This is a genomic window from Sphingomonas eleionomae (assembly GCF_049889035.1).
Classification (GTDB): Bacteria; Pseudomonadota; Alphaproteobacteria; order Sphingomonadales; family Sphingomonadaceae; genus Sphingomonas.
Window position 1 is genome coordinate 360104 of the sequence record NZ_JBLTWP010000004.1, and the last position, 18482, is coordinate 378585.

The 18482-nt window shown below is 66.4% G+C and carries 18 protein-coding genes; 8 read left to right on the plus strand and 10 right to left on the minus strand.

The features are described from left to right. Positions 1-87 precede the first annotated feature (87 nt). Together ACNI3Q_RS12940 and ACNI3Q_RS12945 are read left to right on the plus strand one after the other, a co-directional pair. On the plus strand, positions 88-975 hold the full coding sequence (locus tag ACNI3Q_RS12940) for a UDP-2,3-diacylglucosamine diphosphatase (protein ID WP_426277305.1): 888 nt from the start codon (positions 88-90) through the stop codon (positions 973-975). A gap of 5 nt (positions 976-980) precedes the next feature. Then, a complete protein-coding gene (locus ACNI3Q_RS12945; protein WP_426277307.1) occupies positions 981-2006 on the plus strand; it encodes a glycosyltransferase family 4 protein in 1026 nt (341 codons plus the stop codon). 3 nt (positions 2007-2009) lie between these two features. Here the strand turns inward: ACNI3Q_RS12945 and ACNI3Q_RS12950 are convergent, their stop codons facing one another. The 9 genes from ACNI3Q_RS12950 to purD form a co-directional block, all read right to left on the minus strand. Further along, positions 2010-3359, minus strand: coding sequence for a hypothetical protein (locus ACNI3Q_RS12950; RefSeq protein ID WP_426277309.1), 1350 nt, complete (start codon positions 3357-3359; stop codon positions 2010-2012). A gap of 54 nt (positions 3360-3413) precedes the next feature. Next, a complete protein-coding gene (locus tag ACNI3Q_RS12955; RefSeq protein ID WP_426277311.1) occupies positions 3414-3773 on the minus strand; it encodes a hypothetical protein in 360 nt (119 codons plus the stop codon). Between the two features lie 46 nt (positions 3774-3819). Then, entirely contained in the window at positions 3820-4920 is a 1101-nt protein-coding gene (gene ychF, locus ACNI3Q_RS12960; RefSeq protein ID WP_426277313.1) for a redox-regulated ATPase YchF, read from the minus strand. A 75-nt stretch (positions 4921-4995) separates the two neighbouring features. After that, positions 4996-5601, minus strand: coding sequence for a TIGR02466 family protein (locus tag ACNI3Q_RS12965; protein ID WP_426277315.1), 606 nt, complete (start codon positions 5599-5601; stop codon positions 4996-4998). A 1-nt stretch (position 5602) separates the two neighbouring features. Next, positions 5603-6634: a glycosyl hydrolase gene (locus ACNI3Q_RS12970; protein WP_426277317.1), complete on the minus strand. Its 1032-nt coding sequence runs from the start codon at positions 6632-6634 to the stop codon at positions 5603-5605. Positions 6635-6691: 57 nt separating this feature from the next. Beyond that, positions 6692-7261, minus strand: coding sequence for an aminoacyl-tRNA hydrolase (gene pth / locus ACNI3Q_RS12975; RefSeq protein WP_426277595.1), 570 nt, complete (start codon positions 7259-7261; stop codon positions 6692-6694). Positions 7262-7323: 62 nt separating this feature from the next. After that, positions 7324-7977, minus strand: a complete 654-nt coding sequence (locus ACNI3Q_RS12980; RefSeq protein WP_426277319.1) for a 50S ribosomal protein L25/general stress protein Ctc — start codon at positions 7975-7977, stop codon at positions 7324-7326. Between the two features lie 130 nt (positions 7978-8107). Continuing rightward, a complete protein-coding gene (locus tag ACNI3Q_RS12985; protein ID WP_426277321.1) occupies positions 8108-8995 on the minus strand; it encodes a TraB/GumN family protein in 888 nt (295 codons plus the stop codon). A gap of 48 nt (positions 8996-9043) precedes the next feature. After that, positions 9044-10309 carry a phosphoribosylamine--glycine ligase gene (gene purD / locus ACNI3Q_RS12990; RefSeq protein ID WP_426277323.1) on the minus strand — a complete coding sequence of 422 codons (1266 nt, stop codon included), beginning with the start codon at positions 10307-10309 and terminating at the stop codon, positions 9044-9046. Here purD and xseA point away from each other — a divergent pair. The 5 genes from xseA to ACNI3Q_RS13015 all read left to right on the plus strand — a co-directional run bounded on the left by xseA (position 10308) and on the right by ACNI3Q_RS13015 (position 13966). After that, positions 10308-11762: an exodeoxyribonuclease VII large subunit gene (gene xseA / locus ACNI3Q_RS12995; RefSeq protein WP_426277325.1), complete on the plus strand. Its 1455-nt coding sequence runs from the start codon at positions 10308-10310 to the stop codon at positions 11760-11762. The genes purD and xseA overlap by 2 nt on opposite strands. Positions 11763-11787: 25 nt before the next feature. Then, on the plus strand, positions 11788-11985 hold the full coding sequence (locus ACNI3Q_RS13000) for a DUF2093 domain-containing protein (protein ID WP_426277327.1): 198 nt from the start codon (positions 11788-11790) through the stop codon (positions 11983-11985). Then, the gene (locus ACNI3Q_RS13005; RefSeq protein WP_426277329.1) at positions 11985-12878 is read left to right on the plus strand and encodes a M23 family metallopeptidase; all 894 of its coding nucleotides are present in this window, start codon (positions 11985-11987) and stop codon (positions 12876-12878) included. Before ACNI3Q_RS13000 ends, ACNI3Q_RS13005 begins: the two co-directional genes overlap by 1 nt. A 33-nt stretch (positions 12879-12911) precedes the next feature. Beyond that, the gene (locus tag ACNI3Q_RS13010; protein ID WP_426277331.1) at positions 12912-13460 is read left to right on the plus strand and encodes a superoxide dismutase family protein; all 549 of its coding nucleotides are present in this window, start codon (positions 12912-12914) and stop codon (positions 13458-13460) included. A gap of 131 nt (positions 13461-13591) precedes the next feature. Continuing rightward, on the plus strand, positions 13592-13966 hold the full coding sequence (locus tag ACNI3Q_RS13015; RefSeq protein WP_426277333.1) for a hypothetical protein: 375 nt from the start codon (positions 13592-13594) through the stop codon (positions 13964-13966). A gap of 61 nt (positions 13967-14027) precedes the next feature. Here the strand turns inward: ACNI3Q_RS13015 and ACNI3Q_RS13020 are convergent, their stop codons facing one another. After that, positions 14028-15068 (minus strand): LacI family DNA-binding transcriptional regulator, encoded by a 1041-nt coding sequence (locus ACNI3Q_RS13020; protein ID WP_426277335.1) that lies wholly within the window; start codon positions 15066-15068, stop codon positions 14028-14030. A gap of 181 nt (positions 15069-15249) precedes the next feature. On the opposite strand from ACNI3Q_RS13020, the gene ACNI3Q_RS13025 reads away from it, so the two are divergent. Then, positions 15250-18396, plus strand: coding sequence for a TonB-dependent receptor (locus ACNI3Q_RS13025; protein ID WP_426277337.1), 3147 nt, complete (start codon positions 15250-15252; stop codon positions 18394-18396). The last annotated feature ends 86 nt before the right edge of the window (positions 18397-18482 follow it).

Below are 18482 nucleotides of genomic sequence, written 5' to 3' on the forward strand. Positions count from 1 at the left end.
GTTTGGCGACTCCCGCGCGATTCCAGATGTAACATTTGCGGGGCATTGGCCGGGCATCGACAGGCTGATCCAAGAAGGCGGCACCCGATGGCGACCATCACCAAATTACCGTTCGGCGCGGACATCAACGACCTGGCGGATTTCACGCGGTCAGCGCCCAGCATCCCCGAAAAGGCGGTGACTCAGCGGCGGCAGTATCGCACGGTGTGGATCAGCGACGTCCATCTGGGCACGCGCGGCTGCAACGCGGAAATGCTGATCGATTTCCTGGATCATGTGGACAGCGAGACCATGTATCTTGTCGGCGACATCATCGATGGCTGGCGGCTGAAAAAGAAGTTCTACTGGCCCGCCGCGCACAATGACATCGTCTGGCGCATCCTGAAACGCGCGCGGCGCGGCACGCGCATTGTCTATGTCCCCGGCAATCACGACGAAATGTTCCGCCAGTTCACCGGCCTGAATTTCGGCGGTGTCGAGATCAAGCGGCAGGCGATTCATGAAACCGCAGACGGGCGTCGGTTGTTGGTGCTGCATGGCGATGAATTCGACGCGATCACCCTGTCCCACCGCTGGCTGGCGCATCTGGGCGATGCGGCCTATACATTCATGATGGCCCTTAACCGCTGGGTGAACACCTATCGGCGCTGGGCCAATCTGCCTTACTGGTCGTTGTCGAAGCACGCGAAGAAGAAGGTGAAGAACGCGGTGGAGTTCATTTCCAACTTCGAGGAGATCGTGGCGCGAGAGGCCGGAACGCGGGGCGTCGACGGCGTCATCGCCGGCCATATCCATACCGCCGATGCGCGGATGATCGACGGCATCGAATATTATAACGACGGAGACTGGGTGGAAGGATGCACCGCGCTCGTCGAACATTTCGACGGCCGCATGGAAATCCTGCACTGGGCCGACGAAATGGCGCTGCGTGACGGCGTGCCGCCGCCCGTGGTGGAAACGCTGGCGGCGGCATGAGGCCAATGCGGATCGCGCTTGTCACCGATGCCTGGGAACCTCAGGTCAATGGCGTGGTCCGCACCCTGCAATCCGTCCGCCGCGTGCTGGAGGGGCAGGGGCATCAGGTGATGGTGATCTCACCCGACCGGTTCTATTCCGTGCCATGCCCCACCTATCCCGAAATCCGGCTGGCCATGGCGCGCACCGCGACCATCGGCGCGATGCTGGAGGCGTTTCGCCCCGATGCCATCCACCTGGCGACAGAGGGGCCGTTGTGCCTTGCCGCGCGGCGATGGTGCCTGCGTGGGGAGTTTCCGTTCACCACCGCCTATCATACCCAGTTTCCGGACTATGTGTCGGCGCGCACCGGCATCCCGGCCGAACTGATCTGGCGCTATATCCGCTGGTTCCACCTGCCGGCGCAGGCCGTGCTGGCATCCACGCCCAGCATCCGTCAGACGCTGAACGACCATGGCCTGACCAAGGTGCGCCATTGGGGCCGGGGCGTCGATCTGACCAATTTCCGGTCCGGCATAGCCCCGCATCCCGACATGGCCGCACTGCCCGGCCCGGTGCAGCTTTATGTCGGGCGCGTTGCCATCGAAAAGAATCTCGAGGCGTTCCTGAAATCCACCCATCCGGGCAGCAAGGTGGTGGTCGGCGATGGCCCGGCGCGCGCGTCGCTGGAGGCCGCCTATCCCGACGCGCTGTTCCTGGGGCCGCGGTTCGGCGCTGAACTGGCGCAATGCTATAGTGCTGCCGATGTGTTCGTGTTCCCCAGCAAGACGGACACGTTCGGCCTGGTGATGATCGAGGCGCTGGCCTGCGGCGTTCCCGTCGCGGCCTATCCGGTGACCGGACCGATCGACGTGGTGACGCCAGAGGTCGGCGCGCTGGACGAGGACCTGACCGCCGCGATCGCCGCGGCCCTGACCCGCGACCGCGCCGCCTGCGCGGCCTATGGTCAGGGCTTTACGTGGGAGGCGAGCGCGGCACAGTTTCTGGACGCGCTCGTCCCGTTCGACAGCGTGTTCCGCCGGGCGGCCTGAGCGTTACTGACCGACGGTCAGCTTCAGGAACCCGGTCAGCGCCAGTGGATCGCGGCCATAGGCGGCATCGAGCGCATCGGGCTTGAAATAGGTCGCGACCGATCCGCCCATCGCCAGTTCCACGTCGCGGGTCAGCAGGATACGGTGGGCATAGCCGCCCTCCAGCTTGGCCACGCGGAACGGCCGGCCGTGCAGCGGGTCCCCTTCGGGAAACAGTTCGTCATTGGCGACATTTTCGTACCGCCCGAACAGGCTGTGGCGCGGCGTCAGGTTCCAGTTCGCCTCTGCCAGCCAGGCGGTCAACACCGGGCCGGGCAGCCGATTTTTCGATGAAAAGGCCAGGGTCGCGTTCACGTCCCGCGCCGCATAATGAACGCTGGCCGTGGTTCGCGCCTCATTCTCATCCGGGTGCAGTGCCTCCGGTGCCTTCAGCCGCCCGAAACTGACCTGTGCGGTCAGGTTGTCGCTCGGCGCCCAGGTGGCCCGGACGGACCAGCTGTCCAGTGCAGGCGTTTCGATGCCCCAGCGTTCCTCGTCCGGCTCGCGCCCGCGAAAAGCTGATGCCTCCAGCTGGAACCGCTTCGCCGCGATGCCGCCGGTGACGACGCCATAGGCGATATGGGTGGAATCGAACCAGTGATGGGTGATCGGTCCCAGCGCCAGATATTGCGCCGACCGCCGGTGCATGAAGGCGGGGGGGCCAAGCGCCGGTTCGCCCACCGGGCCGCCATAGACGAACAGGCGGGTGTCATCGGTTTCGCCCAGCGCGACATCGACCCGCGCGGCCAGTTCCATGAACAGGTCGTGCGGATGCTGACGGTCGATCAGCGCCTCGCCATTCGCCGTCTCGCCCGTCGTGAACAGATTGGGATAGCCGCGCGCGCCCATGGTCGGGTCGGCGCTCATTCCCAGCCTCAGCTGAAGCTGCGTCCGGTCATTCAGCGCGCGATCGGCCATCACCATGGCCATGCTGGGGGCATAGAGCTGGCTGTCGCCGCGCGGGCCGGACTGGTCGGTCACTGCGCCAAAGACAAAGCCATGGATCATGACGCCCCAGCCACCGGCCTGTGCGTGGATCGCCCGCATCGGCTCGGCATCGGGCAGGCGCGCGGTGCCCGATCCGGCGTTCATCATCGCTGGGTGCATGGCATGGCCGCCATGGTCCATCGCGCCGTGATCCATGGCGGCATGATCCATGGCGGCATGATCCGGGGATGCTGGCGCTGGCGCTGGTGCTGGTGTCGGGGACGGCTGGTGCTGGCCGTGCTGGCCATGATCCATCTGGTCCTGCGCCATTGCCGGCATGGGCAACAGCGCGCTCGCGGCAACCGCCGCGAACAGGGTAATCTTCATTCTCTATACTCCGCTTGTCCGAACTGATGCGGGCGGCATGGCCCGCGATGGTGTTCAGACGGTCAGGCGCGGAGGGGGCGTGGCGGGGCTGGCGATCGGCAGGTGCCGGCCATCCCGGGCAATCGGCCGGGCGGGCAGGGCGCGCAGCGGCAGCGGCTGGGCAATGGCGACCGGGCGGATCGTCGCCGGCGCGACACAGCCCATGCACAGGTCCGGCGCGCGGTCCGGTTGCGGTTGGTCCGGTGCCGGGGTGCGGACCGTCCGGTGACAGTCATCCGCCATGGGCATGGCGTGTGCCGAAGCGGTTGCAGCGGCCGGTTCCGCGCGCGGCTGATGACAGGCCATTACGGCCGGCGGCAACGACAGCGCAGCCAGGATCAGGGCAAGGAACAGCCGGGCGAGCATGGTACGCATCTAGAGCAGGTGGCACCGCATTGGAATGGGGTGCCGCCCGATAAGCCTAGACGTTGAAGCGGAACAGCATCACGTCGCCGTCCTTGACGACATATTCCTTGCCCTCGGCGCGCAGCTTGCCCGCATCGCGTGCGCCAGCCTCGCCCTTGAACTGGACATAGTCGTCGAATGCGATGGTTTCGGCGCGGATGAAGCCGCGTTCGAAATCGGTGTGGATCGCGCCGGCGGCCTGCGGGGCCTTGGCCCCTGCCTCGACGGTCCAGGCCCGTGCTTCCTTTGGCCCCACGGTAAAGAAGGTCAGCAGGTGGAGCAGGCTATATCCGGCGCGGATCACGCGGGCGAGGCCGGTTTCGGTAAGGCCAAGCTCGGCCAGAAACTCGGCGCGGTCCTCGGCAGGCATGGTGGCGATATCCGCCTCGATCGCGGCGGAAACGACGACCGCCTCTGCGCCCTCTGCCTTCGCCTTTTCGAACACCTTGGCCGACAGGGCGTTGCCGTCCGCTGCATCCTCTTCATTGACGTTGCAGACATAGAGGACGGGCTTGGCGGTCAGCAGCTGCGCCTGCGCGAACACGCGCGCTTCGTCCGCATCCTTGGGCTGGGTCAGCCGGGCGGGCTTGCCATCGCGCAGCAGGTCCAGCGCCTGGCCCAGCACGGATGCCGCGACCTTGGCCTCCTTGTCGCCCTGCGCTGCCTTTTTCTGAAAATTGGGCACGCGCTTTTCCAGCGATTCCAGATCGGCCAGCATCAGTTCGGTTTCCACCGTTTCGGCATCCGCAATGGGATCGACGCGGTTGTCGACGTGCTGGATATCGTCATTCTCGAAACAGCGAAGGACATGGACGATCGCGTCCACCTCGCGGATGTTGCCCAGGAACTGGTTGCCCAGCCCCTCGCCCTTGCTTGCCCCGCGGACCAGGCCCGCAATGTCGACAAAGCCGAGCTGCGTTTCGATGATCTTGGCCGAACTGGCGATGGCGGCCAGTTTCTGAAGCCGCTCGTCCGGCACCGCGACATTGCCGACATTCGGCTCGATCGTGCAGAACGGGTAATTCGCCGCCTGTGCTGCCGCCGTTTCGGTCAGCGCATTGAACAGCGTGGATTTGCCGACATTGGGAAGGCCGACAATGCCGCAGCGAAAGCCCATGGGATACTCCGGGGGATAAAGGAAATCTGGCCCGCGCCCTTAAGCTGCATGGGTCGGGAAGGGAAGGGGGCGGGATCAGCGGCGATAATTGAAGCTGATGCTGATCCGCTCGCCCTTGCCCGCATGGGGCATCACCTCGTGCCGCAGCCAGCTTTCCCAAAGGAACACGGTCCCGGCGCGGGGCTGAGCATAGACAAAGGGTTGCAGCGCCTCTTCGGCATCGGCCATGCGGGTCGGCGCGGCCATCATCAGGCCAAGGCGCGGATCCTCCAGCTTCAGCGCGCCCGCACCCGGCGGCACGGCGATATAGACGGTGCCGCTGACCACGCTGTGCGGGTGGATATGGCCGCTATGCGTCGCGCCTGGCTTCATCACATTGACCCACAGGCTGTCGAGCCTCAGCCGCTTTCCGCCAAGGTCGAATGCGCAGTCGGATGCAAAGGCGGCGACGTGGCGATTGAGGTGGCGGACCAGATCGGCAATCGCCGGATCGCGCAGCGGCAGATCGTTGAGCGAGGCATAGCTGGTATAGCCGCGATAGCCATGGTCCCGGCTCCACCGTTGGCCCGCCCGATCCTCCGCCGCCAGCGCAAGCGCGCAGTCCTCAAGATCGGCGAGCAGTGCCGCGTCGGCCAGCGTGCCTTCATAGAAACGGGTCGCGAAGAGGTTGCGGCTCGGCATATCAGCCCTTTAGGTCCGGCAGTTCGGACAGGGTGACATAGCGATCGGACGCGTAGGCGGCCTTCAGCCCTTCTGGCGCGTTCTGGTCCGGCTCGGTCAGCCAGCGGGTGTGCCAGGTGAGAAACCAGAGCCAGTCGGCCTGTGGCCCCAGCCCGGCCGGATCGGGAATCGGCCCGTTTTCATGCAGGCAGATCGGCACGCTGGTCCCCACGATCGCCTTTACCGCGCCGAACATGTCGGCCAGCGGGCCGTGATGATCGACATACAGGTCGGCCCCGGCGATATCGACCATCGACCGGCCGGGATAATAGGCTGGATCGATATTCTGGCCCGCATAGCCCAGCACCCAGATCAGGTTGTTCAGCCCGCGAACCCGGGTGAAATGGTCAAAGATCAGCGCCCATAGCGCGCGGAACCGCGCCGGGCCCCATTTGCCCCACCAGAACCAGTCGCCCGAAAATTCGTGCAGCGGCCGCCACAACACGGGGATGTTGCGATCGCGCAGCACGGTCAGCTGATCGGCGATCTGATCGATGTCGCGCATCATCGCCCGGTTCTGGGGGGTGCCGGCGCGCATCGCGGCGGGCAGGTCGAACGGCTTTTTCGAATTGTCGTACCCGGTGCCCTGATCGGGCGCGCCCCAGTGCCAGCAGATGCTGGGCAGGCCGCCGCCATCGAACCAGCGGGTCGCGCGGTCGTTCACATTGGCGAAGTCCGCCGGCTCGATATAGTCGAGGCCCAGGATCGCGGGCAGTTGCCCCGTCGTGCGGCGCAGATAATCGAGTTCGAAGGTCGGCCCTTCGGGCAGCCAGAAACTTTCCTGCTGTCCGGTCAGCGTCCGCTTGCCGTAGATCGACCAGAGATAGGCATAGACGGCGCGCGCGCGGGGCGTGGCGGCCGGATTGCACAGCGTCCGCGCTGCCGGTTCCTGTGCGGCAAGGGGGGCGGCGGGCAGGGCCAGCATCGCCGCGGCGGTGGCGGTGCCCGACAACAGGTCGCGGCGCGTGGGCAGCAGGCGTGAAGGATCAGTCATCGTTTCACCGTCATGCCGGTCGTGCCGCGCGAAGTCGAGCGGCCAGCATCGCATCGCTCAGGGCTGAAGCCGCAGCGCGACATCGTTCATGAACCGCACATCGTCCCGTGCGGCCAGCCACGGCGCCTCTGCCGCGATGGCGCCAAGCATGTCGGACAGCGGCTCGATCTCGGCCTTGGCGTAATTGCCAAGGACATGGCCGGTCACGCGGTCCTTGTGCCCCGGATGGCCGATGCCGATGCGGACGCGTCGGAAATCCGGGCCGATATGCTGGTCGGTGGATCGAAGGCCGTTATGCCCGGCCGTGCCGCCGCCGACCTTTACCTTGACCTTGAACGGCGCCAGGTCGAGTTCGTCGTGGAACACGGTCACGTCGCCCGGCGCGAGCTTGTAGAAATCCAGCGCCGCGCGGACCGCACGGCCGCTTTCGTTCATGAAGGTACCGGGTTTCAGCAGGATCAGCTTGTCGCTGCCGATCCGACCTTCCTGCGTCCAGCCCCGGAATTGCTGGCGCGGCGGGCCAAAGCCATGCACTTCGGCAATGGCGTCCATCGCCATGAACCCGACATTGTGCCGGTGCATCGCATATTGAGCGCCCGGATTGCCGAGGCCAACCCACAGCTGCATCATGTCGCTCCGTCACGTCATCCCGGCGAAAGCCAAAGCCTTCGCCGGGGTAACGGTTTGACTTATTCGGCGTCGGACGCTTCGTCCTTGGCGTCGGCATCAGCGCCGGCTTCCGCTTCCGCGGCAGCTTCTTCCTGCTCGTCGACCAGGGCGGTCGGCGCTGCGATGGTGGCGATGGTGAAGTCGCGGTCGGAGATCGCGCTTTCCGCGCCCTTGGGCAGCGTGACGGCGGAGATGTGGAGCGATTCGCCCACGTCCAGGCCCTTCAGCGACACTTCGATGCTTTCCGGGATTTCGGATGCGTCGACGACCAGTTCCAGCTCGTGGCGAACGACGTTCAGCACGCCGCCCTTCTTGATGCCGGGGGCCAGTTCTTCGTCGGTGAAGGTCACCGGAACGGCAACGGTCACGGTGGCGTGCTTGGAAATGCGCAGGAAATCGACATGGACGGGGCGATCCATCACCACGTCGAGCGTCACGTCCTTGGGCAGCGTGCGAACCGCCTTGCCACCGACATCGACCATGATGACCGAGTTCATGAAGTGGCCGGTCATCAGCGCCTTCATCAGCTCGCGCTCATTCAGGCTGATCGCGGTGGGTTCTTGCTTGTTGCCGTAGATCACGGCGGGCACGCGGCCTTCACGACGAAGCGCGCGGGAGGCTCCCTTGCCAACCCGCTCGCGCGTCTCGGCCGACAGGTTGAGCACGTCGCTCATATGTCGTCTCCGTTTTGCGCTAAAAGTTCAGTCCAGTTTCACCGGGCAGGCCTCCAGGGATGACCCTGCACGCGGCAAGCGCGGGCCGTTAGCGGAAAGCGGGCGCGAAGGCAAGGCGGGGCAGGGGGCGTCAGGGGCGAAGCCGATCCACCTTCAGCCCCATCCGCTCCAGTTCCGCCTGCACGCTGCCCGGTCCGGCCAGATGGCCAGAGCCCACCGCCATGAACACAACGCCCGGCCGGTTCAGCCGCGCGCGGACCCATTCGGCCCAGCGGCGATTGCGGGCGCCGACCAGAGGGTCGGTCAGCGCTTTCGGCGATTTGGCCTGATCCTCGGCAAGGACGGCGGCCATGTCGACAGTGTCGGCGCTGGACCAGGCGGCGACGGCGCGTTCCGTCCCCTGATGCACCGTCGCCTGATTGTCGAGGATGCGGGTCAGCATCGCGATCTGGTCCGGCTCGCTCAACCCGGCAAAGATGGCGTATTGGTCGGTTGGCTGTTCCAGCCCGCTGACCGGCTTTCCCGCGCGCTCGGCGGCGCGGACCAGCACGCGCTCGACGCCCAGCGCCTCGTCATAGCCAAGCTCGCGCAGCGGCAGCACCGACAGGCTGGTCGCCGCCAGCCATGGCGCGGTGCGATCGAACGCGGTTTCTGGATAGCCGACCCGCTTCAGTGCGGCCCGCAACTTGACGGCATAGCCGGGGGGCAGCCGGTCGGGCAGGGCGGGCGTGCCGTCGGGCAGGGTGCTGAGCCGCTGGAATTCCCCGCGCGCCGCCGCCTGCGCGCCCGGTGCCAGCTCCATCACCACCTCGTCCGACGCGTTGAACGCCGCCGCCACCTCGTCATTGAACCAGGCGAGTTCCGGTTTCAGCCAGTGAACCGTCCCGAACAGATAAAGGGTCGTATCGGCATCGCGCACGACCCAGACGGGCGGATCGATGTCGCGCTGCGGCACCTGAACCGCCGGTCCCGCCAGCGCAAAGGCCGCGAATAGCAGGAAGAGCTTGGGCAGCGCCATGGCGATCATCCTATCCGCGCACGACCGGCAAAGTCGAGGTACCGTGCGTCAGCGCCCCTCCCGTGCAACCTCGCGCCAGCCAATGTCGCGGCGGGCAAAGCCGCTGGGGAAATCCAGCGCGTCGACGCCGCGATAGGCGGTGGCCTGCGCCTCGGCGACGGTGGTGCCAAGCGCGGTGACGGCAAGCACGCGGCCGCCATTGGCGACCAGCCCGTCATCGGTCATCGCAGTGCCGGCATGGAACACCTTGGTCCCCTCGGCCTCGGCGGCTTCTATGCCGGTGATGCGGCCGCCCTTTTCCGGGGTGCCGGGATAGCCATTGGCGGCCATTACCACGGTCAGCGCGGTACGGTCATTGAACCGCGCGGGGGGCAGATAGCCAAGCGTGCCGCGATCGGTGGCGATCATCAGGTCGAGCAGGTCGCTCTCCAGCCGCATCATCAGTACCTGACATTCCGGGTCGCCGAACCGGGCATTATATTCGATCAGCTGCGGGCCGGTGTCGGTCAGCATCAGCCCGGCATAGAGCACGCCCTTGAACGGCACGCCGTCCGCCGCCATCGCCGCCACGGTCGGCCTGACGATCCGGTCGATGGCCAGCGCCTCCAGCTCCGGCGTCAGCACGCGGGCGGGGCTGTATGCGCCCATGCCGCCGGTATTGGGGCCGGTGTCGCCATCGCCGACCCGTTTGTGATCCTGCGCCGACCCGATCGGCAGGATGGAGGTGCCGTCGGTCAGCACGAACAGGCTGGCTTCCTCTCCCGTCAGGAACTGTTCGATCACCGCCTCGCCGCCCGGCTCGGCGAACAGGGCGGTCAGCGCCGCGTCCGCATCCACTACCGTTTCTGCAATGGTCACGCCCTTGCCCGCGGCCAGTCCGTCCGCCTTGATCACCACGGGCAGGCCGAAATCCGCCAGCGCCGCGCGGGCAGCATCCAGCGACGTCACGCGGACATAGCCTGCGGTCGGGATGTCCGCGCGGGCGCACAGGTCCTTGGTAAATCCCTTTGACCCTTCAAGCTGTGCTGCGGCGGCATCCGGGCCGAACACGCCGATCCCCGCCGCGCGCAGGGCATCGCCCAGGCCGTCGACCAGCGGCGCTTCCGGCCCGATGACCACGAACGTGATGCCGTGCTGCGCACAGAATGCGATGACGGCGGTATGATCGGCGACGTTCAGCGCAACGCAGGTCGCATGATCGGCAATGCCGGGGTTGCCGGGCGCCGCATAAAGCGTCGATAAGGATGGCGACTGGGCGAGTTTCCACGCCAGCGCGTGTTCCCGCCCCCCAGAGCCGACCAGCAGGACGTTCATGCCCGATCCCTTTTCCGATGAATCCCAATCCGGGCGGCTGCTAGCCCAAAGCACCCCCGGCGACAACGCTGCGCCCGAAAGCGTGTCCGAACTGTCGGGCCGGCTCAAGCGGATGGTGGAGCGCGAGTTCGGGCAGGTGCGGCTGCGCGGCGAAATCTCCGGCTACAAGCGGGCGGCGTCGGGCCACGTCTATCTGGCGCTAAAGGACGAGAATGCCGTCATCGACGCCGTGATCTGGAAGGGCGCGGCGGCCGCCATTCCGTTCGCGCCGCAGGACGGGCTGGAGGTGGTGGCGACCGGCAAGATCACCACCTATCCGGGGCGGTCGAAATACCAGATCGTGATCGACCGGCTGGAACTGGCGGGCGAGGGCGCGCTGATGGCGCTGCTGGAGCGGAACAAGGCGCGGTTTGAGGCGGAGGGCCTGTTCGCCAAGGGCAAGGCGCGGGCGCCCATGCCCTATCTGCCGGGCGTCATCGGGGTCGTCACATCGCCCACCGGCGCAGTAATCCGCGATATCCTGCACCGGCTGGCGGATCGCTGGCCCAGCCAAGTCGTCGTCTGGCCCGTGCTGGTGCAGGGCGATGGCGCGGCGCGACAGGTGGCGGCGGCGATCCGGGGGTTCGACGCGCTGACGCCCGGCGGGCCGGTGCCGCGTCCCGACCTGTTGATCGTCGCGCGCGGCGGCGGGTCGATCGAGGATCTGTGGGCGTTCAACGAGGAAGCGGTGGTTCGCGCCATCGCGGAATGTTCGATCCCGACCATTTCCGCCGTGGGGCATGAAACGGACACGACGCTGGCCGATTATGCCGCCGACCGGCGCGCGCCCACGCCCACGGCCGCTGCCGAAATGGCAGTGCCGGTGCGGGCCGAGGTACGGTTGACCATCGACGGTCTGGGCGCGCGGGCGGAGCGGCTGGCCCGGCGCTATGCCGAGCGGGCGGGCGAGCGACTGGCTGCGATCGCCCGGCTGATGCCCAGGCCCGACCTGCTGCTCAGCCCGCAGCGTCAGCGGCTGGACGAGGCGGGGCAGCGGTTGGGGCTGGGGCTGGAACGGCGGATCACGCTGGCCCGGCGGCGGCTGGATCAGTTCGACGCGCGGCTGCGCCCGGACGTGCTGGCGCGCAAGGCGACGCTGGCGGGCGAGCGGCTGGACGCGCTGACCCGCCGCATGACGCCGCAGGTGATCGAACGGCGCATTGCCGCCGACCGTCAGCGGCTGGACGCGCTGTCGCGCCTGCTGGATGCGGCCAATCCCGACAATCTGCTGAAAAAAGGCTATGTCCGCGTCAGCGCCCGGATCGGCGACCGGCCGGTGGTGACGGCAGAGGCAGCGCGGGCGGCGGGCGCGCTGGTGCTGCATTTCGGCGACGGCGATGTCGATGCGCGGGTTGAGCGCGGCGGCGGCAAGCCCTATCCTGATGCAAAGCCCGAACAGCCCAGCCTGTTGTGACCGCCGATCAGGAAAGCCAGACCCCATGTTGATGTCGAACACCCGTCGCCTCGCCAAACTGCATTACATGGCCAACGGGTTTCGTGTGCTGGCCAATGGCGACCATGTGCTGTGCGCCCGTTCCGGTGCGGCAATCCCGCTGGATGAACTGCGCTACTGGAGCGTGGAGCGGCAGGAGCCCTATGCCAGCGCCGAACTGGCGACGGAGGCCCTGTCGCACTGATGCCGGGCCGCAATGGCTGGCGCGCTGCCGCTGCCTGGATGTTGGTGCCCGCCATGCTGGGCGGAGTCGCCGTGGCGCAGGCGCAGACAGTCCGTCCGGTCGACGGCTTCGTTCTCGACGGCCGGATCGTGCAGGGCGGCATCGTGCGTGGAAAGGCACCACGCGGCACCGCGTCGCTGATGCTGGGCGACGTGCCGGTCCCCATCGCTGCCGATGGCCGGTTCCTGATCGCGTTTGACCGCGACGCGCCGATACAGGTGTCGCTGACCGCGGTGCTGGCCGATGGCCGCCGCATCGGCGAGACGCTGGCCATCGACCGGCGCGAATGGCGGATCGAGCGGCTGAACAGCCTGCCGCGGTTCAGCCAGCCCAGTGCCGAGTTTCAGGCGCGGCGACCGGGCGAACTGGCGCGGATCGAGGCGGCGCGGAATATCGGTTCGGACAGTCAGGGCTGGCGGCAATCCTTTGTCTGGCCAGTGACCGGGCGGATATCCGGCCTGTTCGGTGCCCAGCGCATCTATCGCGGTGAGCCGGGGGCCTATCATGGCGGCGTCGATGTGGCGCGGCCGACGGGCACGCCCATCATTGCCCCTGCCGACGGCGTCGTCGTCCTGGCGGCAGAGGCGCCCTTTACGCTGGAGGGCAATCTGTTGATGCTGGACCACGGCATGGGATTGAACAGCGCGTTCCTTCACCTGTCGCGCATCGATGTCCGGGCGGGGCAGCGCGTGCGGCAGGGGCAGGTGATCGGGGCGATCGGGACGACCGGGCGGTCGACCGGGCCGCACCTGCACTGGGGCATGAAATGGGGCGATGCTCGGATCGATCCGCTGCTGGTTGCGGGGCCGATGACGGCAAGCGCGGCCGGAACCGACGCGTCGATCGTTCATTAACGAATGGCAACAAGCGAACAGGAGCGACAGGCGATGAACAGGGCGATTTTTGCATTGGCGGCAGGCGCGATGGCGCTGTCCGCCTGTACCGCGACCAGCCAGACGGCTTCGGCACCGATGGCCCCGGCCGCGCCCGCCGGCGCGCAGGTGCTGAGCGCCAGCCTGCGCACGGGGACCAATGCGCCGGTCGGCACGGTGACGGCGACGGCTGCAACCGATGGCGTGGTGATGACGATCGAGGCGATGAACATGCCGCAGGGCACGCATGGCGTGCACGTCCACACCGTCGGCAAGTGCGACGCCCCCGATTTCACCACGGCGGGCGGGCACTGGAACCCGGCCGGGCGTCAGCACGGGCTGGACAACCCCGCCGGATCCCATGCCGGCGATCTGCCCAACCTGCTGATCGGTGCGGATGGGAAGGGCACGCTGAACTATACCCTGCCCGGCGCGACGCTGGCTGCGATCATGGATGCCGACGGATCGGCATTCGTCGTCCATGCCGGGCCGGATGACATGAAGACCGACCCGTCCGGCAACAGCGGCGGCCGGATTGCGTGCGGCGTGTTTGCAGAGGGGTAATGCCCCGTTCCTGAACGATCGTCGCGGGCTTGCGACAATTGCGGACAAGATTGCCCTGTCGCTGACACACGCTGGCGACAGGGCCGGGCCAGATTGCCTCTCGACCACAAGGTCGCATGAGGAGACGAGCCATGAAGAAACTGATCCTGATCGCCGCTGGCCTTGGTATCGCCACGGCCGCCCTGCCTGCCGCAGCGCAGGCCCAGTCCTATCGCCCGCACCCCCAGGCAGTGCGTTATGACGCCAACGGGTGGCAGAGCATCAACCAGCGTCAGGCGAACCTGTACGCACGCATCAGCACCGCGCAGCGGCGCGGCGCGATCAGCGCCCGCGAAGCGAACAGCCTGCGTGCGCAGTTCGGCCAGCTTGCCCGGCTGGAGGCGCAGTATCGGCGCAGCGGGCGCGGCCTGACCGTCGCGGAACGGCGCGATCTCGACCGCCGCTTCGACGGGCTGTCGCAGCGCATCCGGTACGAACGGCTGGATCGCGACGGCCGCCGGGGCTGATCCCCGTCGCCCAGGCGCAGCACAGGCAAGGGCGGTCCGGTTCGGGCCGCCCTTGGTCTGTTCAGGGTGCCGGGGGGCCGTCCGACTGGCGACGCACCAGCAGATGGTCCAGTTCCACCCGCTCCCCCTCATCCGCCACACCGCCGCCGACCCGCTGCATGATCATGTCGAACGCCCGCTGGGTCAGCGCCTCGTTCGGTTGGCGAATCGTCGTCAGTGCCGGCCAGATGGTGGAGGCGAGCGGCGTATCATCGAATCCGCAAACGGACAGGTCCGCCGGCACATCCAGGCCCATGCGATGCGCCACCGCCATGGCCGCCGCCGCCATGTCGTCGTTGCTGGCGAAAATGGCGGTCGGCGGTTCAGCCAGCGACAGCAGTGCCTCTGCAGCGGCAAGGCCGGATTGATAAGTATAAAGGCCCTGTGCGATCCAGTGCGGATCGACGGCAATCCCGGCGGCCGCGAGCGCATCGCGATACCCGTCCAGCCGGCATTGCGACGATGCATGGTTCGGCCGGCCGGTGATGATCCCGATCCGGCGATGGCCCAGACCCAGCAGATGGGCCGTCATCGCCCGTGCCGCTGCGCGGTCGTCGATGCCGACGCTGGCCAGGCCGCTTTCGGCATGGATCGACCCGGTGGCGATGACGGCCAGCCCCTCCTGCCGCAACCCGTCGATCAGGGTGCGGTCGTTGCCCATGGGTGGGGCAAGGATCACGCCCCGGATGCCGTCCTGTCGCAGTTCGACGATCGTTTCGGCCTGTCCGCCCTCCGGCACCTCATGCACCACCATGCTCGCATGGGCGCGGGTTGCCGCCTGCAGCAGATGCACAAGGTAATTGCCCAGTGACCCTGCATTGGGGAAACGGTGGAGCAGGGCAATCCGGGCGGGAACGGCACTGGACAGGGCACGCGCCGCCTCATTCGGGGCAAAACGCAGTTCCCGGATCGCCTTTTCAACCAGTTCGCGGGTTTGCGGACGCACTGCCCGATCGCCGTTGATCACGCGTGACACGGTCATGTGCGATACACCGGCATGACGGGCAACATCCCGCATTGTTGCCATGCGACCCGCCGCCGCGGACTGATCGCCGTCGCTCATCCTTCCTCCCCATCCCGCCGCATTCGCGGGCTTGTTCAATACTCGGCGGCTCCGCCGGTGCGAAAGATTGTTCCCGTGAACATTGCAGAATTGACACGGACTGCAAAATGATATTCTTGTTATGTTACCGCGAACATCCCGGCGTAAGATTGGGGAAGATCGCAGGGACAGGGAGAGGACCATGACACGCACTTCGTTTGCGCTGCGCCGGGGCGCCGCACTTTCCGCAATCCTGATGGCTGGCTGTGCCTGGCCTGCACTGGCCCAAGATGCTGCATCACCGGCAGACCAGTCTGCCCAGAGCCAGCCCGCGACACCCGAAGTCGATCCGGCCGCGCCGGCTGAGGCAGGCGAGGACATCCTGGTGACCGGTTTTCGCCAGTCGCTGCAGAGCCAGGTGCGGGCCAAGCGCGAGGCGGTCGGATTTACCGACAGCATCTTTGCCGAAGACATCGGCAAGTTTCCGGATACCAACATCGCCGAATCGGTGAACCGCATCCCCGGCGTGACGATCACGCGCGAGGTGACGGGCGAGGGCGCCAATGTCGCCATTCGCGGCCTTGGCACCAATTTCACCCGCGTCTTGCTGAACGGCGCGCCGGTCGCCGTTGCCTCTGTCCGTTTTGATGCGCAGAGCACGAACCGCGAGGTCGATCTCGACCTGCTGCCCACTGAATTGTTTACCCAGCTGACCGTCAGCAAATCGCCCACGGCCGGTCAGGTCGAGGGCGGGGCTGCGGGCACCGTGAACCTGCGTTCGGCGCGCCCGTTCGACAATCCGGGTTTCCATTTCAACTATGGCATCCAGGCCAGCCAGGTCAGCACGACGGATGACTGGGGCTATCGCGGTTATGCACTGGCCAGTGCGACCTTCGGCAATTTCGGCGTGCTGATCGGCGGCACGATCGTGCGCAACAAGTTTCAGGTGAACGGGTATGAGACGATCGGCTTCACTAACCCCAATCTGACCGCGGCGCAAAATCCGGCGACGAACCGCAATTCCACGGGCGGCGGCAATTTCACCATTCCGGCGACGGTGCCGGTCAATGCCGGAAACGGTCTGACGCCGGGTGCCGTGATCGATCAGGCGTTCCTGCTGGCCAACAATCCCGGCGCGTCGATCACCCAGATCGACAATGGGATCATCCCGCGGCTAAGCCGTCCGCGCACGGAAATCGGCGACCGCAACCGCGAAAACGCGATCGCGTCGATCGAATGGCGGCCGAGTGACAGCCTGCGCTTCTATGTCGACGGCATGTATGGCTATCGCACCAACGAGTTCGAGCGGACAGCAATGAACTGGGTCGGGCGCAACGGCGCGGCCATCCCGCTCAACACCACCTATGATCGCGAAGATTGCACGGCGGGCTGCGTCGTCACCAGCGGCACCTATGCCAACGCGCAATTCTTCCTCGAATATCGGCCGTACAAGGACTGGGTCGATTTCTATGGCGTGAACCCCGGCATGGAATTCACCGTCAACGACTGGATCAGCGGCGATCTTCAGGCCAATTACACCAAGTCCAATTTCCGCCGCGAAAGCCCGACCGTGCTGGTCATCACACCCCCCAGCAGCGGCGTGACCGTGGACTATGACAACACGTCCGGCGGCATTCCGATCGTCAGCACCAATATCGACCTGAACAATCCCGCCAATTTCGGCTGGGCAGGCGGCGGCCGCGTCAACCTGAACGGCGAAGAGCGCCGGACGGAGACAAAGGGCGTTCGTGGCAGCCTGTTGTTCGGCGATGCCAGCCGGTTCAGCGCCCGTGTGGGGGCGGCCTATGACGAAACCAGCCGCCGGATCACCCCGTTCGACAATACCGGTCCGTGGCAGAACCTCATTTGCGGCAACGGACCGAGCATCAATCTGCCCGCGCCGAACACGTCCACGACGCCCTGCACCGGCCTTAATCAGCCGGGCAGCGCGACACCGGCCGGATTTCCGGCATTTCCCGGCTATGGCACCAACTTCACGGCGGGTCAGCCGGCGATCACCTATGCCGGATCGCGGGTGCCGACGGCGGCCGTGCCCGGCTATCTGCGGCCCGGCACGAACGGCTTCGTCACCGTCGACTGGGACCGGTTCCGCGCGGACACCGATTACGACACGCTGCTTGCGGCAGCCGGCGAAACCGGCACGGGCAGCAGCGGCGCGAATGGCGGCCTGATCGACGAACGGGTGACGGGCACCTTTGCCGAGCTGAACGGCATTTTCGATATCGGCGAAAACCGCCTGCGGCTGAACGGCGGCCTGCGCTATGTCCGCACCGAACAGATTGTGGGCGGCCGGATCAGCGTGCCCGATCCGCGCAACACGCTGCCGGGCGGTGCGCAGATTGCCGATGGCGGCCGGTATCCCAACACGATCAACTTTGCCCGGACGCGGACGGTCTATTCGAACTTCCTGCCCTCGCTGAGTGCAGCGTTCGAGGTGGGCAGCGACCTTGTCCTGCGCGCATCGGTGTCGCGCACCATGACCCGGCCCGATCCCAATTCACTGCTGCCGGGCGCCAGCTTCGTCCAGCCATCGGCAGATATCGGCACGGTCGGCAATAACGAGCTTGATCCGTTCATCTCGAACAACATCGATCTGGGCGCGGAATACTACACCGGCGGCGAAGGCGTGATTGCGGTGGCGGCGTTCCGCAAGTCGATCACCGGCTTTACCGTCAACGGCCTGACCAACCGGCCCTTCTCGTTCCTGGAACAGTTCGGCATCAACATCGAATCGCTGACCCAGGCGCAGCGGGACGCGCTCGCCGCGCGCGCCACGCCGGGCCAGGCGCTGCGCGACGTGCCGATCGTCATCCAGCAGCAGGTCAATTCGGACGGCAAGCTGATCGTCAACGGCCTGGAGTTCCAGCTGACCCAGCCGCTCGATTTCCTGACCGACTGGGCGGGAATCAACGGTTTCGGCTTTCAGGGCAACCTGACCATCATCGATCAGAAGGGAACGGGCACGGGTGCGCCGGCGGTTGCGCTGGGCGTTGCGCCGATGACCTATGTGCTGACCGGATATTATGAAGGCGGCGGCCTGGATGCCCGGCTGACCTACACCTTCAACGAAGGGTCGCAGGGTTCGGGCCTCAATCAGAACGGCATTCCCGCCGCCGCGATCTTTGGCCGCGATTACGGGCAGCTCGATTTTTCGGGCAACCTCGATCTCGGCACCGTCTTCGGCGCCAAATATCTGCCGACCCTGACGCTCAACGTGATCAACATCACCAAGGAAGCGCAGAGCACCTACTTCCAGTTCGAAAATGCCACCTTCAACGAATATAATCCGGGTCGCACCGTCCTGGTTGGCATTCGCGGACGGTTCTGACGTGCTGGCGCGAATAAACCGCTTCCCGATTTAACCTCCCCCTCGATGGGCAGATCGCTTGCGGTCTGCCCATTTTTGTTTTCGTT

Excerpts from the sequence above, each read along its gene's own strand:
- ACNI3Q_RS12940 (WP_426277305.1), top strand. The coding sequence starts at position 88 with ATGGCGACCATCACCAAATTACCGTTCGGCGCGGACATCAACGACCTG.
- ACNI3Q_RS12945 (WP_426277307.1), top strand. The coding sequence starts at position 981 with ATGCGGATCGCGCTTGTCACCGATGCCTGGGAACCTCAGGTCAATGGC.
- ACNI3Q_RS12950 (WP_426277309.1), bottom strand. The coding sequence starts at position 3,359 with ATGAAGATTACCCTGTTCGCGGCGGTTGCCGCGAGCGCGCTGTTGCCC.
- ACNI3Q_RS12955 (WP_426277311.1), bottom strand. The coding sequence starts at position 3,773 with ATGCGTACCATGCTCGCCCGGCTGTTCCTTGCCCTGATCCTGGCTGCG.
- ychF (WP_426277313.1), bottom strand. The coding sequence starts at position 4,920 with ATGGGCTTTCGCTGCGGCATTGTCGGCCTTCCCAATGTCGGCAAATCC.
- ACNI3Q_RS12965 (WP_426277315.1), bottom strand. The coding sequence starts at position 5,601 with ATGCCGAGCCGCAACCTCTTCGCGACCCGTTTCTATGAAGGCACGCTG.
- ACNI3Q_RS12970 (WP_426277317.1), bottom strand. The coding sequence starts at position 6,634 with ATGACTGATCCTTCACGCCTGCTGCCCACGCGCCGCGACCTGTTGTCG.
- pth (WP_426277595.1), bottom strand. The coding sequence starts at position 7,261 with ATGCAGCTGTGGGTTGGCCTCGGCAATCCGGGCGCTCAATATGCGATG.
- ACNI3Q_RS12980 (WP_426277319.1), bottom strand. The coding sequence starts at position 7,977 with ATGAGCGACGTGCTCAACCTGTCGGCCGAGACGCGCGAGCGGGTTGGC.
- ACNI3Q_RS12985 (WP_426277321.1), bottom strand. The coding sequence starts at position 8,995 with ATGGCGCTGCCCAAGCTCTTCCTGCTATTCGCGGCCTTTGCGCTGGCG.
- xseA (WP_426277325.1), top strand. The coding sequence starts at position 10,308 with ATGCCCGATCCCTTTTCCGATGAATCCCAATCCGGGCGGCTGCTAGCC.
- purD (WP_426277323.1), bottom strand. The coding sequence starts at position 10,309 with ATGAACGTCCTGCTGGTCGGCTCTGGGGGGCGGGAACACGCGCTGGCG.
- ACNI3Q_RS13000 (WP_426277327.1), top strand. The coding sequence starts at position 11,788 with ATGTTGATGTCGAACACCCGTCGCCTCGCCAAACTGCATTACATGGCC.
- ACNI3Q_RS13005 (WP_426277329.1), top strand. The coding sequence starts at position 11,985 with ATGCCGGGCCGCAATGGCTGGCGCGCTGCCGCTGCCTGGATGTTGGTG.
- ACNI3Q_RS13010 (WP_426277331.1), top strand. The coding sequence starts at position 12,912 with ATGAACAGGGCGATTTTTGCATTGGCGGCAGGCGCGATGGCGCTGTCC.
- ACNI3Q_RS13015 (WP_426277333.1), top strand. The coding sequence starts at position 13,592 with ATGAAGAAACTGATCCTGATCGCCGCTGGCCTTGGTATCGCCACGGCC.
- ACNI3Q_RS13020 (WP_426277335.1), bottom strand. The coding sequence starts at position 15,068 with ATGAGCGACGGCGATCAGTCCGCGGCGGCGGGTCGCATGGCAACAATG.
- ACNI3Q_RS13025 (WP_426277337.1), top strand. The coding sequence starts at position 15,250 with ATGACACGCACTTCGTTTGCGCTGCGCCGGGGCGCCGCACTTTCCGCA.